Genomic DNA, 14,591 nt, shown 5'->3' with positions numbered 1-14,591 from the left:
GGCCGCTTCCGGAGATCAGCCATTGCCCGCAAGCAGCCGCTTCGCCGCCGCCCTCGCCTCTTCGGTCACCGAAGCCCCGGCCAGCATGCGGGCGATCTCCTCGGTGCGGTCCTTCTGCGCCATCGTCGCCACGCGCGTGGCGATCTTTTCGGATCCCTCGGCCGCCGGTCCCTTGGAAATCAGAAGATGCGTCGCCGCCCGCGCCGCGACCTGCGGCGCATGCGTGACCGATAGCACCTGCACCCGCTCCGACAACCGCTTCAGCCGTTGGCCGATCGCATCGGCAACGGCTCCGCCGACGCCGGTATCGATTTCGTCGAAGACGAGTGTCGGGGCCGATCCGCGATCGGCGAGCGCCACCTTCAGCGCCAGCAGGAAACGCGACAGCTCGCCGCCGGAGGCAACCTTCATGATCGAGCCCGGCCGTGTGCCCGGATTGGTCTGAACATGAAATTCGACGACGTCGATGCCTTCGGCGAGCGCCTCCTGGGCATCCGTGGTGATCTCGACCATGAAACGGGCGCGTTCAAGCTTCAGCGCCGGCAGTTCCGCCATGACAGCCGCCGCCAGCGCGGTGCCGGCGTGATGGCGCTTGTCGGAGAGCGAGCGCGCCGCCGCATCGTAATTTTCCCTCGCCAGGCCGACCTCGGCTTCGAGCTTGGCAAGCCTCTCCTCGCCAGCGTCGAGATCGGCGAGTTCGGCGATCATGCGGGCGGCGAGCGCCGGCAGCTCGGTGACGGGCACGGAGTATTTGCGCGAGGCGGCCCTGAGCGCGAAAAGCCGCTCCTCCACCCGCTCCAGTTCCCTCGGATCATATTCGGTCTTGCGCAGCGCTGCCTCGACTTCCATCTGCGCGTTGGAAAGCTGGTCAAGCGCGGCATCGAGCAGCGTCACAGTGTCTTCAAGCAGGCCCGGCGCCTCATGGCTCTTGCGCTCCAGCCGGCGCACCAGCGAGGCGATATGAGGCACTGGCGAGGCATTGCCGTTCAGGAACTCGGACGCCTCGGCAATATCGCCGGCGATTCGCTCGGCCTTCATCATTTTTTGCCGGCGATCGGCGAGTCCGTCCTCCTCGCCATCCTGCGGCGAGAGCTTTTCCAGTTCCTCAACGGAGGAGCGCAGATAGTCGGCTTCGCGCGCCGCACCTTCCACCTTCTCGCGATGCTTCTTCAGCGCCCGCTCGCTGTCGCGCCACAGGCGATACAGCCGGGATACCTCCGAAACCTCATCGGGGAGACCGCCGAAGGCATCAAGCAGAGTGCGGTGGGCATTGGTGTCGACAAGGGCGCGATCGTCGTGCTGGCCGTGGATTTCGACCAGCATCTGGCCGGCTTGGCGCATCAGTTGCACGCTGACCGGCTGGTCGTTGACATAGGCCTTGGTGCGCCCGTCCGCCGATTGCTGGCGGCGAAAGATCAGGTCGCCCTCGTCGTCGATCCCGTTTTCACGCAGCAGCGTGCGGGCGCCGTGGTCCATGCCGACGTCGAACACCGCGGTCACCTGGCCCTTGTCCTCGCCGTGGCGCACCAAGTCGCCGTCGCCGCGCCCACCGAGCGCCAGAGACAGGCTGTCGAGCAGGATGGATTTTCCCGCCCCGGTCTCACCCGTCAACACGGAGAGGCCGGTCTCGAAGGCAAGATCCAGCCGCTCGATCAGGACGATATCGCGGATCGAAAGCTGGATCAGCATTGGCCTCAGGAACCGAGAAGAAGTTTCTTGCCTGCCGCAGCGATCCACGAGCCCTTGTTCTCACGCGGCTCGGCACCGCCGCTCTGCAGCAGCTTGTAGGAATCGGCGTACCACTGGCTGTCTGGATAATTGTGGCCGAGAACGGCAGCCGCCGTCTGCGCCTCTTCGACGATGCCCATGGCGTAATAAGCTTCGACGAGACGCGCCAAGGCCTCTTCGATCTGGTTCGTGTTCGGATATTTCTCGACGACGATGCGGAAGCGCGAGATCGCGGCGAGATATTCTTTCCGCTCCATGTAGTAGCGGCCGATCTGCATTTCCTTGCCGGCGAGCTGGTCGCGCGCGAAGCGGATCTTCGCCTGCGCGTCATCGACATATTCGGAGTTCGGATAATTGTCGATGACGGCCTGCATCGCCTCGATCGTCTTTGCCGAGGCGCGCTGATCCTGCGTCACGTCGACGATCTGCTTGGAATAGGTGAGACCGACAAGATACTGCACATAGGCGGCATCCGGGGACTTCGGATATTGCGACATGTAGCGGTTGCCGGAGGCAAGCGCATCGTCAAGGCGGCCCTGGCGGTATTTGACGAAGGTGCTCATGACGAGCGCCTTGCGCGCCCATTCGGAGAACGGATTCTCACGGTCGATCGCGTCGAACTTGCGCGCCGCTTCCGCCATGTTGCCGGCTTTCATATTGGCAAGGCCCTGGGTGTAGAGCACATCCGGCGGATCGGTTTCGAGGCCGAGTTTGGTGATGTCGATATCGGGGTCCGACTGGCAACCGGATATCGAGGCGCCTGCACTGAGCACCAGAAGCGATGCGAACAAAGCACGCGCTGTCTTCATCATACCTTCAGATCCTGCATAACCCATTCGAAAGAACCCCACTGCCGCCGCTCGCTCCACGGCAGCCACGCCTCGCTGGCGTTTCTAGCCACAAATGTGCATCAAGAGCAACGCAATGATAAGGCATTAACGCATTTTTGTGGCAGCAGCCGGGGAATGATCGGCTTTTCATCTTCTTCCCCGACCTGTGGCAGTTAAGCATCGGACCCGGCCGGACATAAAAAAACCGCCTCCGGGAAAGAGGCGGCCTGGTCTTAAGAATGTGCTGGAGGTCATGCTGACCAGGGAGCGAATTCCGAAGCGCTGACCGCAATCAGTTCGCGGGCAGCGACGCGCTGGCGCCGTGTCGACGTCTCCACAACCTCGTAGGCGGATGGATCGGCGAGCAGCGCCTTCAGCGCATTGGCATTCATCTTGTGACCGCCGCGATAGGAACGGTAGCAGCCGATGAACTGGACGCCGGCAAGCGACAGATCGCCGACGGCATCGAGCGTCTTGTGGCGGACGAATTCGTCCTTGGCGTAACGCAGCCCTTCGACGTTGATGACGGTATTGTCGTCCGAGATGACGACGGAATTTTCGAGCGAGGAACCGAGCGCGTGGCCCGAGGCCCAGAGACGCTCGACATCGCGCATGAAGCCGAAGGTGCGGGCGCGGGAAAGTTCGGTCTTGAAGACGGCGGCGGTCATGTCGCCGGCCCACTTCTGCCGGCCGATCAGCGGGCAATCGAAATCAATCTCGACTTCGAAGCGCGTGCCGTCATAGGGACGGAATTCGCTCCAGGAGCCGCCATGCTCGATTCGCACCGGCTTGGTGATACGGATATAGCGGCGCTTGACGCCGAGCGAGACCAGACCAACCTGCTCGATCGCCTCGACGAAGGGCAGCGAACTGCCGTCCATGATCGGCATTTCGGAGCCCTGCACCTCGATCACCACATTGTCGAGGCCGAGCGCATAGATCGCCGCCATGACATGCTCGATCGTCGCGACCGAATGGGCGGGCGAGAAGCCGAGCACGGTGCAGAGATCGGTATTGCCGACCTGCGAGGAGACGGCCTTGAGTTCGGTGATGTCGCCATTGGCATGCAGGCGCTGGAAAACGACGCCGGCGTCCGATTCGGCCGGGTTCAGCGTGATCGAGACATTAGCGCCCGAATGCACCCCGATGCCCGAAAGCGTCACGGGACGCGATACCGTCGTTTGAAAACCCAGCAAGCCAATTGCCATAAAATCTGCCTTTATTCTTCCGCACCGGCAGTCTGCCCAATCGGCGCGGTCATCGTTCGTTCTGTACAAGGAGCCTGTTGAAAGGACTCCTGGGGCAGTTTCCTTGCACCATACTTACGTGCGCCGGCGTTCCAATCCAAATCACTGTTTCTTTCGCTTTGTTACGAAGTCACAGGATTGAAATCGTTCGCGAATCACAGATCTAAAAACAGCAATGCCCGGGACCTTGATCCCGGGCATAAATGGTGCCGAAGCACGGTTCAGTTCGACTGGCGGCGCAGAAATGCCGGGATTTCCAGCTGGTCGTCTTCCTGCATCATCCGGGCCTGCGGAACCGCCCGGCCCTGGTCATCGAGGTTGCCGCGACGCGGTGCGTAAAGGCTGGCCTCCGGCGACAGCGGTCGGCGCTGCTGCGAAGCGGCCGGCGGTGCGGCAGTCATGTCGGCGGCAACGGCGTCGTCGTCGCGGCGGCCAAGCGAATTGGTGATTCGCTTCAGCAGACCCATCGGACCGCGCTCTTCCGCCGCATGCGCGGAAGCCGGCTGCGTGCGGTGGTCGAGTTCGGCCTGGACGACCGGCGGGAAATCCTCGACCTTCGGCATGCGCATCGGTTCGGGCGCCTGGCGGATGATCGGTTCCTGCCGAACCGGCTGCTGCTGGACGGGCTGGTTCATAACCGGCTGGCTCATGACGGGTGCCGGAGCTTGCTGCTGCACAGGTGCAGAGCGCATTACCGGAGCTTCCGGCGCAGGCGCGAAGATCTTGCTCTGCGGACGGAAGGTTTCCTGCGGTGCCACCGGCTGCTGCAGTGGTGCGGAGGCACGCGGGGCCGGAATTTCGAGCTCGCGTTCCATCTCGGCTGCGCGGATGGTCTGCGCGATCGGATCCATGGCCTTCGGTGCCTGCATCACGGCGGCAGGCTGAACTGCGGCTGCTGCCGGAGCAACAGCCGCCGAGGGACGGATAACAGGCCTCGCGGCTGGCTGGAGGTTGCGCTCGGCGGCCTCGTTCATCGCCCGATCGATGCCGGTCGCGACAACCGAGACGCGGATGATGCCTTCAAGCGATTCGTCGAAGGTGGCGCCGAGGATGATGTTGGCGTCTGGATCGACTTCTTCGCGGATGCGGGTCGCCGCTTCGTCGACTTCGAAGAGAGTAAGGTCGCGACCGCCGGTGATGGAAATCAGCAGGCCCTGGGCACCCTTCATTGAGGTCTCGTCGAGCAGCGGGTTGGCGATTGCAGCCTCTGCGGCCTGCAGCGCGCGGCCGGAACCGGAGGCTTCGCCGGTGCCCATCATCGCGCGGCCCATTTCGCGCATCACCGAGCGGACGTCGGCAAAGTCGAGGTTGATGAGACCTTCCTTCACCATCAGGTCGGTGATGCAGGCAACGCCCGAATAGAGAACCTGGTCGGCCATCGCGAAGGCATCGGCGAAGGTCGTCTTATCGTTGGCAATGCGGAAGAGGTTCTGGTTCGGAATGACGATCAGCGTATCGACAGACTTCTGCAGTTCCTGGATGCCCATCTCGGCCAGGCGCATGCGGCGCCCGCCTTCGAAGTGGAACGGCTTGGTGACGACGCCGACCGTCAGGATGCCCTTGTTGCGGGCGGCCTGCGCGACGACGGGAGCTGCACCTGTGCCGGTGCCGCCGCCCATGCCGGCGGTGACGAAGCACATATGCGTGCCGTTCAGGTGATCGACGATCTCATCGATGCACTCTTCGGCGGCCGCGCGGCCGACTTCCGGCTGCGAACCTGCGCCGAGGCCTTCGGTGACATTGACGCCGAGCTGGATGATGCGCTCGGCCTTCGTCATCGTCAGCGCCTGCGCATCCGTATTGGCGACGACGAAGTCGACGCCCTGGAGGCCGGCGGTGATCATGTTGTTGACGGCATTGCCGCCACCGCCACCCACGCCGAATACGGTGATGCGCGGCTTCAGCTCTGTGATGTCAGGCTTTTGCAGCTTGATGGTCATTGTACCTGTTCCTTCTCTCTCTGGCCGCATCGCCACGCCGGCCAATTACTCAATTGTCAGAAGCTTTCCTTCAGCCACTGGCCCATCCGGGCTATGCGGCTGTTATTTCCACCAAGCGACAGGAGCAGACCGCTCTGTGACGCATGTGTCTCCATGTCCGCGACCTGCGGATAGATCATCAGGCCGACGGCCGTCGAAAAGGCCGGGCCCTTGGCCGCCGTCGGCAGTCCCGAGACGCCCATCGGACGGCCGATGCGGACGTTGCGGGCAAGGATGCGCCGCGCCACGTCGGCAAGGCCGGTCAGCTGGCTGGCTCCGCCTGTCAGCACGACGCGCTTGCCGACGATCGGGCTGAAGCCGGAGCGCTGGATGCGGTCGCGGATCAGTTCCATCGTCTCTTCAATTCGGGCCGAAACGATGCGCGAAACCAGCGCTCTCGGCACCTGCGACGGCTGGTCGCGATCGTCCTCGCCGATCGGCGGGATCGAGATCAGCTCGCGCTCGTCGGAAGAATTCGAAAGGGCCGTGGCATGCACGACCTTCAGCCGCTCCGCATCCTCGATGCGGGTGGAAAGCCCGCGCGCAAGGTCGGTGGTGACGTGATGGCCGCCGAGGCCGACGGCATCCGTATGTACGAGCTTGCCTTCGGCAAAGACCGAGATCGTCGTCGTGCCGCCGCCCATATCGATTGCCGCGCAGCCGAGCTCGACCTCGTCGTCGACAAGAGCCGCAAGGCCCGATGCATAGGGCGTCGCAACGATGCCCTCGACCGACAGATGCGCGCGGTTGACGCTGAGTTCGAGGTTCTTCAGCGCCGAGCGCTCCGCCGTCACGACATGCATGTCGACGCCAAGCGCATCTCCGTACATTGCCAGTGGATCGCGGATGCCGCGCTCGCCGTCGAGCGAAAAACCGGTCGCCAGCGAATGCAGCACCGAACGGTCCTGGCGCAGCGACTGCTGGCAGGCTGCCGACAGCACCTTCTTCAGATCGTTGAGTTCGACTTCCTGGCCGCCGAGATCGATCGTCGCGGTGTAGATGTCGCTACCGAGACGGCCGGCCGTCAGATTGACGATCAGGCTTTCGACGGTCAGCCCCGCCATGCGTTCAGCCGCGTCGACAGCGAGACGGATAACTCCTTCCAGCGCGTCGAGATCGGCAATCACGCCGGTCTTGATGCCGCGGGAACGCTGGTGACCGATGCCGATGATCTCGATATTGTGCGTGCGGCCCGGCAGGATCTGGCTTTCCTCTCGCGGCGTCAGCCGTCCGATCATGCAGACGACCTTGGTCGAGCCGATGTCGAGCACCGAAACGACATGCGACCGCTTCGACGAAAGCGGCTTCAGGCGCGGCAGTCCGAAATGGGATGAACCGAACAAGCTCATATACTCTGCCCCGCCTTCTTCAATTCTTTCGTACGCTCCGTCACAGCCGTCTGCCTGCGGACCGCCGCCTCCGGCGTCAACTGGATCGCGGTTCTGTCGGACAGCCTGAGATCGACCGCGGCAATGTCCCGCTCCAGGAGCTGGTGCTCCTTGTCGAACTTCGAAAGCGTCGCCAGCGCCTGCTCGATACCGTCTTCCGGCAGCTTGACGACGACGCCATTGTCCATGTGCAGGTCCCAACGACGGCCAGATATCCAGACATAGGCCTTCACACGGGCCTTCACGTCGGGCCACTTCGAGAAGGCGTCGTCGAGTGAAGCCGCTGCCGTTTCCGCATCGCGGCCGACGACGAGCGGCAGCGCCGAAAACTTGTTGTCGCGCAGCGGCGCAATGACGCTGCCGTTCTTCTCGATCAGGGAAAGCTCCTGCCCGTGCTGCCAGATCGCATAGGCCTGACGCTCCTTGAGCTTCACCTCGATCGTCTTCGGATAGATCTTGCGGACCTCGACATTTTCCACCCAGGGGAGATGCGCGATCTTCCGGCGGGCGGCATCGACGTCGAGGGCGACCAGCGAGGTCGTGCCGTCCAGACCGATCAGTTGCAGGATCTCAATCTCGGAGGTTTCCGAATTGCCCGAGACCTTCACGTCCTCGATCGCAAAACCCGCCGCCGTTGTCGTCGCCTGCGCGACAGATTCGGTGTGGCCGCCGAGCGACATGCCGTAAAGCCCGGTTGCGGCCAGGAAGGCAAGGGCCGAGACCGTGCCGGTATGGGCGGGGATGTAGATGCGGCCGCTGCCGAGACTGACCAGGAAGCGGGTCACGCGGCGCAGTGGACGCGGCAGGACGAACCGCTCTTCGGCTTCCATGATCGGAAGCACGGCATGATGGCTCGGACGCCCAATCCTCTTGACTGTCAACGCAAACAAGACGCGTCCTCCACCATCCACCGGAGAAACTGACCAAATGTATAACCGGCATGACCGGCCATTTCGGGCACGAGCGAGGTCGGAGTCATGCCTGGCTGGGTATTGACCTCCAGCCAGATGATCTCGCCGTCTTCGGAGAAACGATCGTCGTAACGAAAGTCCGACCGACTGACGCCGCGACAACCGATTGCCTGATGCGCCCTTAGGGCCAATCTTTGTATTTTTTGGTAAATATTCGGTGAAATTTTCGCAGGAATGACGTGTTTTGAACCGCCTGCCGCGTACTTGGAGTCGTAATCATAAAAATTGTGTCCCTGCGGCACCACCTCGGTGACACCGAGCGGAGTTTCGCCCATCACACCACATGTGAGCTCGCGGCCATGGACATAGCGCTCGACGAGCACTTCCTCGCCGTAGCGCCACTCGGGCGAACTGACGACCTGCGGCGGATGCGTCTGATCTTCGGTGACGATGACGACGCCGAAGCTCGATCCCTCGCGGACGGGCTTCACGACATAGGGCGGCTTCATCGGATGCGTCGAGGGAAAGGCAAAACGGTTGATCACCTGTGATTCGGCGACCGGAATGCCGGCGGCGGCAGCGACAAGCTTCGCCTTGTCCTTGTCCATCGCCAGCGCCGAGGCAAGCACGCCCGAATGCGTATAGGGAATCTCGAGATATTCGAGGATGCCCTGAATGGTGCCGTCCTCACCGAACGGCCCGTGAAGCGCATTGAAGACCACATCGGGCTTCAGCGCGGCGAGCTTCTCGGAAACGTCGCGCGCGACATCGATGCAAGTCACCTCGAAGCCTTCCGCTTCGAGAGCCTCTGCGCAAGCCTTTCCCGAGGAAAGGCTGACAGGCCTTTCCGAGGAAAATCCGCCCATCAGGACCGCGACATGCTTGCGACTCATCAACACCCCCAAAAATAACTTCCATTGTCGAAATCGACGCTTGCGCGAAGCTTTCCGCGCCGTTTCAGGCCTCTGTCCGACCCGCATGCATTAGAGCACCATTATGGTTAACGAAGTGTTTACTTTCGTTAACTTCCTCTTGCCGCGCCCTTCATTTTTCCACCTTCGCTTCCTCGGGAGCATCGGAGCGAAGGTGCCTACCGATCCGCGAACACAGAAAAGCCCGCGCGGAAAAATCGCGCGGGCTCAATGGGATAGATCTGGGTTCTGCAGTCAGTCGGCGTCGTCGAGGAACTTCCACACGAGCCCGCCGAGCGCCCCGCCCACAAGCGGTGCTATCCAGAACAGCCAGAGCTGCTGCAATGCCCAGCCGCCGACGAAAAGCGCCTGGCCGGTTGAACGCGCCGGATTGACCGAAGTGTTTGTTACCGGGATGGAAACGAGATGGATCAACGTCAGCCCGAGGCCGATCGCAAGCGGTGCGAAGCCCGCAGGCACCCGGCTGCTGGTCGATCCCAAGATGATGATCAGGAAGAACATGGTCAGCAGCACTTCGATCAGCAGCGCCGAAAGCAGCGAATAACCGCCCGGAGAATGATCGCCATATCCATTGGCAGCAAAACCGCCGAGCTCGAAACCTGCCTTGCCGCTGGCGATGAGATAGAGCAGCGCCGCCGCGGCGATGGCGCCGACGACCTGCACGACGATATAGGGAACAAGACGCGCCGCGGGAAACCGTCCGGCAACCGTCAGGCCGAAGGAGACGGCTGGATTAAAATGACCGCCCGAAATGCCGCCCACGGCATAGGCCATGGTGAGCACGGTCAGGCCGAACGCAAAGGCCACGCCGACAAAACCGATGCCCAGCTCGGGATAGGCCGCCGCAAGGACGGCGCTGCCGCATCCACCGAAGACAAGCCAGAACGTGCCGAGAAACTCGGCAACAAGACTCTTTTGCATGCGCGCCCTCCACCTCAACCAAAGAGTTCATGATGATTCAGCTACAATTTGATTCTGGTCAAGTTGGCGGCAAATGCTGCGGCAAGCTCCACGCAAGGATCGAGAGACTGCGTATCCGAGGAATCCTCGACGGCCACCGTCTCGGCTTTTTTATTGATGCGGTCGACACTTCCGGCTAACTGGAGCACTCAAGATAAACGGGGAACAGACCATGCAATGCCTGATTACCGGCGCCGCCGGCTTTGTCGGTGGACCTCTCGTCGAAAGACTGCACAGAGAGCGGCTCTGCGAGCTTCAGGTCACCACGCGATCTGCAGCCGCCAGCTTTCCGGCAGATGTGCGGCATTTTCCCATCGAGATCTCCAGCGAAACTGACTGGACGGCCGCTCTCCACGGTGTTGACGTCGTCGTCCATCTCGCTGCTCGCGTGCATATCATGAATGATCGCTCCGCCGATCCACTGACGGAATTCCGCCGGATCAACACCGCCGCCACGCTGAATCTCGCCGAGCAAGCTGCACGCGCCGGGGTGAAAAGGCTGGTTTTTATCAGCAGCATCAAAGTCAATGGTGAAGAGAACGACCGCCCCTTCCGCCACGACGACAGGCCGAAGCCGCTTGATCCCTATGGTGTTTCGAAGCTGGAAAGCGAAATCGGGCTGCATGAAATCTCCGCCAGAACCGGCATCGAAATCGTCGTCATTCGGCCGCCGCTCGTCTATGGACCTGGGGCCAGAGGGAACTTCACCCTGCTCGTCGGACTTGTCAGGAAGAAGATACCGCTCCCCTTCGCGTCACTGAAAAACCACCGGACGCTGGTTGCGCTTCCAAATCTCGTCGATCTGATCATCACGGGCATGACGCACCCGGGCGCTGCCGGCCAGACCTTTCTCGCAGGCGACGGAGAAGATCTCTCGACGCCCGGGCTGATCGAGGGGATTGCCGCAGGCTTGGGCGTCAAACCGATGCTGCTTCCCTTCCCCCCCGCTCTGTTGCAGCTGGGCGCGCGATTGACCGGAAAAGACGCCGTCTACCAGCGTCTTTGCGGTTCCCTGCAGGTCGACATATCCCACGCCCGCGACGTGCTCGACTGGTCGCCCATCGTCACACCACGCGAAGGTCTGAAGCTCGCTGTGAAGTAAGAACTATTCGCTGGTGACGCCGTGGAACGGGCGCACTTCGCGGCCGGGCATGAAGACACCGAGGCGCTTGATTTCCCATTCGAGCTTGATGCCCTCTTTCTCGAAGACTTCGCGGCGCACTTGTTCGCCGAGATATTCAAGATCGTAGCCGGTCGCCTGCCCCATGTTGATCATGAAGTTGCAGTGAAGCGACGACATCTGCGCTCCGCCGATGACCAGGCCGCGGCAGCCTGCCTCGTCGACCAGTTTCCAGGCCGAATGGCCCTCCGGGTTCTTGAAGGTCGAGCCGCCGGTCTTTTCGCGCACCGGCTGCACCGTCTCGCGGTGATTGCGCACGGCGTCCATCTCGGCGCGGATCTGCGCGCGCTCTTCCGGATAGCCTTCGAACAGCACCGAGGTGAAGATCAGGTCGGCGGGTGCGGCGGAATACCGGTAGGAATAGCCCATTTCGGCATTGGAAAGCACATGTTTGTTGCCCTTGCGGTCGACGGCGTTGACCTCGATCAGCCGTTCGCGTGTCTCCACGCCGTTTGCCCCCGCATTCATGCGCGCCGCGCCGCCGATGCTGCCCGGAATACCGTAGAAGAAATGAAAGCCACCGATACCGTTATCCATCGCCATCGCGGCCACATGTTTATCGGGGCAGATGGAGCCGGCCAGAATGCGGTTTTCGCCTGCAAGCTCGACGAAGCCGAACCCCTTGGCGGACAGGCGCAGCACAACGCCGGGAATGCCGCCGTCACGCACCAGGATGTTGGAGCCGACGCCGATCACCGTCAGCGGCACCTCTTCCGGCAGTATCTTCAGGAAGGCGACGAGATCGTCGATGTCATGCGGCTGGAACATCAGCTCGGCGAGGCCGCCTGCCCTGAACCAGGTGACGCGGTCCATGGGGGCATCCGGCGTGATGCGCCCGCGGATATCCTTTACACCGTCTCCGAGAGACGCGAGAAGCTTTTCCCCATTCACCTGTTTCATACGGACTTTCCCGATAGGCCTTCCAGTTGCTTGGGCAGCGCCGCCGCCCAGGATGTGATGCTGCCAGCCCCCAACAGAACCACGAAATCGCCAGGCTTTGCAACCTCCGCAACCATCTGCGGCAGAAGCTCCGCCGAGGTGAGAAACCGGGCGTCGCGATGCCCGCCGGATTTGATGCGCGAGACCAGCGACACGGAATCGATACCCGCGATCGGATCTTCACCCGCAGCATAGACCGGTGCGAGGAAAATGCTGTCTGCATCGTTGAAGCAGGCGGCGAACTCCTCGAACAGGCTCGCAAGGCGGCTATAGCGGTGCGGCTGGTGGACAGCGATCACCCGCCCCTTGCAGGATTCGCGGGCAGCGCGCAGCACCGCCTTGATCTCGACGGGATGGTGGCCGTAATCGTCGAAGACTTGCACCCCGTTCCATTCACCGGTCAGCGTGAAACGCCGTTTGACACCGCCGAAGGAAGCAAGCCCCTTGGCGATATCGGCGCTCGATATGCCGAGCCGGTTGGCAACGGCGATCGCCGCCGTCGCGTTGGAAATATTGTGCCTGCCGGGCATCGGCATGACCAGCCCCTTGAGCTCGATCACCTGGCCGGTACGGCGGCGGCGGATTTCGACGTCGAAGATCGAGCGCGTGCCATCGATGCGCACATTCGTGAAGCGCACGTCGGCCTGCGGGTTCTCGCCATAGGTAATGATCTTGCGATCCTCGATGCGGCCGACCAGCGACTGCACCTCAGGATGGTCGAGGCACATGACGCCGAAGCCGTAGAACGGCACGTTCTCGACGAACTGCCGGAAGGCGGCGCGCACGGCATCGAAATTGCCGTAATGGTCGAGATGTTCCGGATCGATATTGGTGATGACGGCGACATCGGCGGGAAGCTTCAGGAAGGTGCCGTCCGATTCGTCGGCCTCGACCACCATCCACTCCCCCTCGCCCATGCGGGCATTGGTGCCGTAGGCGTTGATGATGCCGCCGTTGATCACGGTCGGGTCGAGCCCGCCGGCTTCGAGCAGCGTCGCGACCAGCGAAGTGGTCGTCGTCTTGCCATGCGTGCCGCCGATGGCGATCGCATTGCGGAAGCGCATCAACTCGGCAAGCATTTCGGCGCGGCGCACCACCGGCAGCAGCTTTTCGCGCGCGGCGATGAGTTCCGGATTGCTCTTCTTGATCGCCGTCGAGACGACGACGACTTCGGCCTCACCCAGGTTTTCGGCCCGGTGGCCGACGAATACCTCGATGCCCTTGTCGCGCAGTCGCTGGACATTGGCGCTGTCGGCCTGGTCCGATCCCTGTACCTTGTGGCCGAGATTATGCAGCACCTCGGCAATGCCGCTCATGCCGATGCCGCCGATGCCGATGAAATGAACGAGGCCGATCGCCTTCGGCAGTTTCATGCGCGTGTCCTCTTGAAGTCCGCAATTGTCCGTCCGGCGGCAATAGCCTCAACCATGTCGGCAAGCAAGTTCGCGGCATCGGGTTTCCCGGCCAGTCTCGCCGCCGCTGCCATGTGCGAAAGCTTTTCCGGATCGTTCATCACCGCCGTCAGGATCGCCGCGATCTTCTCCGGCGAAAGTTCGGACTGGACAATGACCTTGGCCCCACCGGTCGCAGCCAGGGCTGCCGCGTTCGCCGCCTGGTCGTGATCGAGCGCATGCGGATAAGGCACCAGCACCGCAGGCCGGCCGATGACCGAGATTTCCGAAACCGTCGAGGCGCCCGAGCGGCAGATGACGAGATGGGCTGTCGCCAATCTCTCGGCCATGTCGGTGAAGAAGGGGGCGATATCGGCGCCCATCTCCAGCTTGGCGACGCAGCCGCCGACCATCTCCATATCCTCAGGACGTACCTGCTGGGTGATGCGCAGGCGCAGGCGAAGCGCGTCGTCGAGCAGGCTGATCGCTGTCGGCAGCGCCTTGGAGAAATATTGCGCGCCCTGGCTGCCGCCGAAGACGACGAGGTTGAAAGCTTCGCCGGGATGCGAGGGCATGTAAGGCACTTCGGCGGCGGCGATGATCGCCGGGCGGACCGGATTGCCCGTCGTCACCGTCTTGTCCGGGAAGGCGCCGCCCCCTTCCGGCAGGAAACCGCCGGCAATACCCTGCACGCGGGTCGCCAAGGCCTTGTTGGCCCGGCCCATCACGGCGTTCTGCTCATGGATCATCGACGGCACGCCGAGCCGCGTGGCGGCAAGCAGCGGCGGCACTGTCGGATAACCGCCGAAACCGACGACGATAACCGGTTTCAGCCGCTGGATCAGCTTCTTTGCCGCCCGCATACCGCTCCAGAGCGTCCACAGTGAGCGTGCGACCGCAACCGCGTTCTTCGAGCCGATCGTCGCCGACGGCACGACATGGATCTCCTCGGCCGGGAACTTGCCGGCATAACGCTCGGCTCGGCTGTCAGTGACGAGATGCACCGCGTAGCCGCGCTCCTTCAGCTTGAAGGCCAGCGCCTCCGCCGGGAACACATGGCCGCCGGTTCCCCCGGCGGCAAGCAGCACGATGCCTTTGCTCATGGC

At 62.6% G+C, this 14,591-nt stretch carries 12 protein-coding genes; 1 reads left to right on the top strand and 11 read right to left on the bottom strand.

Translation table 11 applies throughout. The features are described from left to right. Positions 1-15: 15 nt before the first annotated feature. From recN to aqpZ, 8 genes are all read right to left on the bottom strand, one after another. On the bottom strand, positions 16-1,689 hold the full coding sequence (gene recN, locus RCCGE510_RS11655; RefSeq protein ID WP_007630124.1) for a DNA repair protein RecN: 1,674 nt from the start codon (positions 1,687-1,689) through the stop codon (positions 16-18). Between the two features lie 5 nt (positions 1,690-1,694). After that, positions 1,695-2,564 carry an outer membrane protein assembly factor BamD gene (locus RCCGE510_RS11650; RefSeq protein WP_007630118.1) on the bottom strand — a complete coding sequence of 290 codons (870 nt, stop codon included), beginning with the start codon at positions 2,562-2,564 and terminating at the stop codon, positions 1,695-1,697. A 245-nt stretch (positions 2,565-2,809) separates the two neighbouring features. Beyond that, entirely contained in the window at positions 2,810-3,766 is a 957-nt protein-coding gene (lpxC, locus tag RCCGE510_RS11645; RefSeq protein ID WP_007630117.1) for a UDP-3-O-acyl-N-acetylglucosamine deacetylase, read from the bottom strand. 260 nt (positions 3,767-4,026) lie between these two features. Continuing rightward, on the bottom strand, positions 4,027-5,745 hold the full coding sequence (gene ftsZ, locus RCCGE510_RS11640) for a cell division protein FtsZ (protein WP_007630116.1): 1,719 nt from the start codon (positions 5,743-5,745) through the stop codon (positions 4,027-4,029). Positions 5,746-5,801: 56 nt separating this feature from the next. Continuing rightward, on the bottom strand, positions 5,802-7,133 hold the full coding sequence (gene ftsA, locus RCCGE510_RS11635) for a cell division protein FtsA (RefSeq protein WP_007630115.1): 1,332 nt from the start codon (positions 7,131-7,133) through the stop codon (positions 5,802-5,804). Beyond that, entirely contained in the window at positions 7,130-8,062 is a 933-nt protein-coding gene (locus tag RCCGE510_RS11630; protein WP_007630114.1) for a cell division protein FtsQ/DivIB, read from the bottom strand. Before RCCGE510_RS11630 ends, ftsA begins: the two co-directional genes overlap by 4 nt. Continuing rightward, on the bottom strand, positions 8,050-8,976 hold the full coding sequence (locus RCCGE510_RS11625) for a D-alanine--D-alanine ligase (protein ID WP_007630113.1): 927 nt from the start codon (positions 8,974-8,976) through the stop codon (positions 8,050-8,052). The genes RCCGE510_RS11630 and RCCGE510_RS11625 overlap by 13 nt, the downstream gene beginning before the upstream one ends. Positions 8,977-9,249: 273 nt before the next feature. After that, complete coding sequence (gene aqpZ / locus RCCGE510_RS11620) at positions 9,250-9,936, bottom strand: aquaporin Z (protein WP_007630108.1); 687 nt, start codon at positions 9,934-9,936, stop codon at positions 9,250-9,252. A 211-nt stretch (positions 9,937-10,147) separates the two neighbouring features. Here aqpZ and RCCGE510_RS11615 point away from each other — a divergent pair, with 211 nt between their 5' ends. Further along, complete coding sequence (locus tag RCCGE510_RS11615) at positions 10,148-11,077, top strand: SDR family oxidoreductase (RefSeq protein ID WP_007630107.1); 930 nt, start codon at positions 10,148-10,150, stop codon at positions 11,075-11,077. Positions 11,078-11,080: 3 nt separating this feature from the next. Here the strand turns inward: RCCGE510_RS11615 and murB are convergent, their stop codons facing one another. Genes murB through murG form a run of 3 tightly spaced genes read right to left on the bottom strand, consistent with a single transcriptional unit; the run spans position 11,081 to position 14,588 of the window. Next, on the bottom strand, positions 11,081-12,055 hold the full coding sequence (murB, locus tag RCCGE510_RS11610; RefSeq protein ID WP_007630106.1) for a UDP-N-acetylmuramate dehydrogenase: 975 nt from the start codon (positions 12,053-12,055) through the stop codon (positions 11,081-11,083). Continuing rightward, positions 12,052-13,467: a UDP-N-acetylmuramate--L-alanine ligase gene (gene murC / locus RCCGE510_RS11605; protein ID WP_007630105.1), complete on the bottom strand. Its 1,416-nt coding sequence runs from the start codon at positions 13,465-13,467 to the stop codon at positions 12,052-12,054. The genes murB and murC overlap by 4 nt, the downstream gene beginning before the upstream one ends. Continuing rightward, positions 13,464-14,588 carry an undecaprenyldiphospho-muramoylpentapeptide beta-N-acetylglucosaminyltransferase gene (gene murG, locus RCCGE510_RS11600; RefSeq protein ID WP_007630104.1) on the bottom strand — a complete coding sequence of 375 codons (1,125 nt, stop codon included), beginning with the start codon at positions 14,586-14,588 and terminating at the stop codon, positions 13,464-13,466. Before murG ends, murC begins: the two co-directional genes overlap by 4 nt. Between the last annotated feature and the right edge of the window lie 3 nt (positions 14,589-14,591).

The organism is Rhizobium sp. CCGE 510 (genome assembly GCF_000292525.1).
In the GTDB taxonomy this organism is placed as follows: Bacteria; Pseudomonadota; Alphaproteobacteria; order Rhizobiales; family Rhizobiaceae; genus Rhizobium.
Note: the sequence above shows the minus strand (reverse complement) of the source record. Positions and strands in the feature narration are given on the sequence as shown.

What these genes read in the sequence shown, in the direction of transcription:
- murB (WP_007630106.1), bottom strand. Translation starts at nt 12,055, where the DNA reads ATGAAACAGGTGAATGGGGAAAAGCTTCTCGCGTCTCTCGGAGACGGT.
- murG (WP_007630104.1), bottom strand. Translation starts at nt 14,588, where the DNA reads ATGAGCAAAGGCATCGTGCTGCTTGCCGCCGGGGGAACCGGCGGCCAT.
- ftsZ (WP_007630116.1), bottom strand. Translation starts at nt 5,745, where the DNA reads ATGACCATCAAGCTGCAAAAGCCTGACATCACAGAGCTGAAGCCGCGC.
- ftsA (WP_007630115.1), bottom strand. Translation starts at nt 7,133, where the DNA reads ATGAGCTTGTTCGGTTCATCCCATTTCGGACTGCCGCGCCTGAAGCCG.
- lpxC (WP_007630117.1), bottom strand. Translation starts at nt 3,766, where the DNA reads ATGGCAATTGGCTTGCTGGGTTTTCAAACGACGGTATCGCGTCCCGTG.
- RCCGE510_RS11650 (WP_007630118.1), bottom strand. Translation starts at nt 2,564, where the DNA reads ATGGGTTATGCAGGATCTGAAGGTATGATGAAGACAGCGCGTGCTTTG.
- aqpZ (WP_007630108.1), bottom strand. Translation starts at nt 9,936, where the DNA reads ATGCAAAAGAGTCTTGTTGCCGAGTTTCTCGGCACGTTCTGGCTTGTC.
- recN (WP_007630124.1), bottom strand. Translation starts at nt 1,689, where the DNA reads ATGCTGATCCAGCTTTCGATCCGCGATATCGTCCTGATCGAGCGGCTG.
- murC (WP_007630105.1), bottom strand. Translation starts at nt 13,467, where the DNA reads ATGAAACTGCCGAAGGCGATCGGCCTCGTTCATTTCATCGGCATCGGC.
- RCCGE510_RS11625 (WP_007630113.1), bottom strand. Translation starts at nt 8,976, where the DNA reads ATGAGTCGCAAGCATGTCGCGGTCCTGATGGGCGGATTTTCCTCGGAA.
- RCCGE510_RS11615 (WP_007630107.1), top strand. Translation starts at nt 10,148, where the DNA reads ATGCAATGCCTGATTACCGGCGCCGCCGGCTTTGTCGGTGGACCTCTC.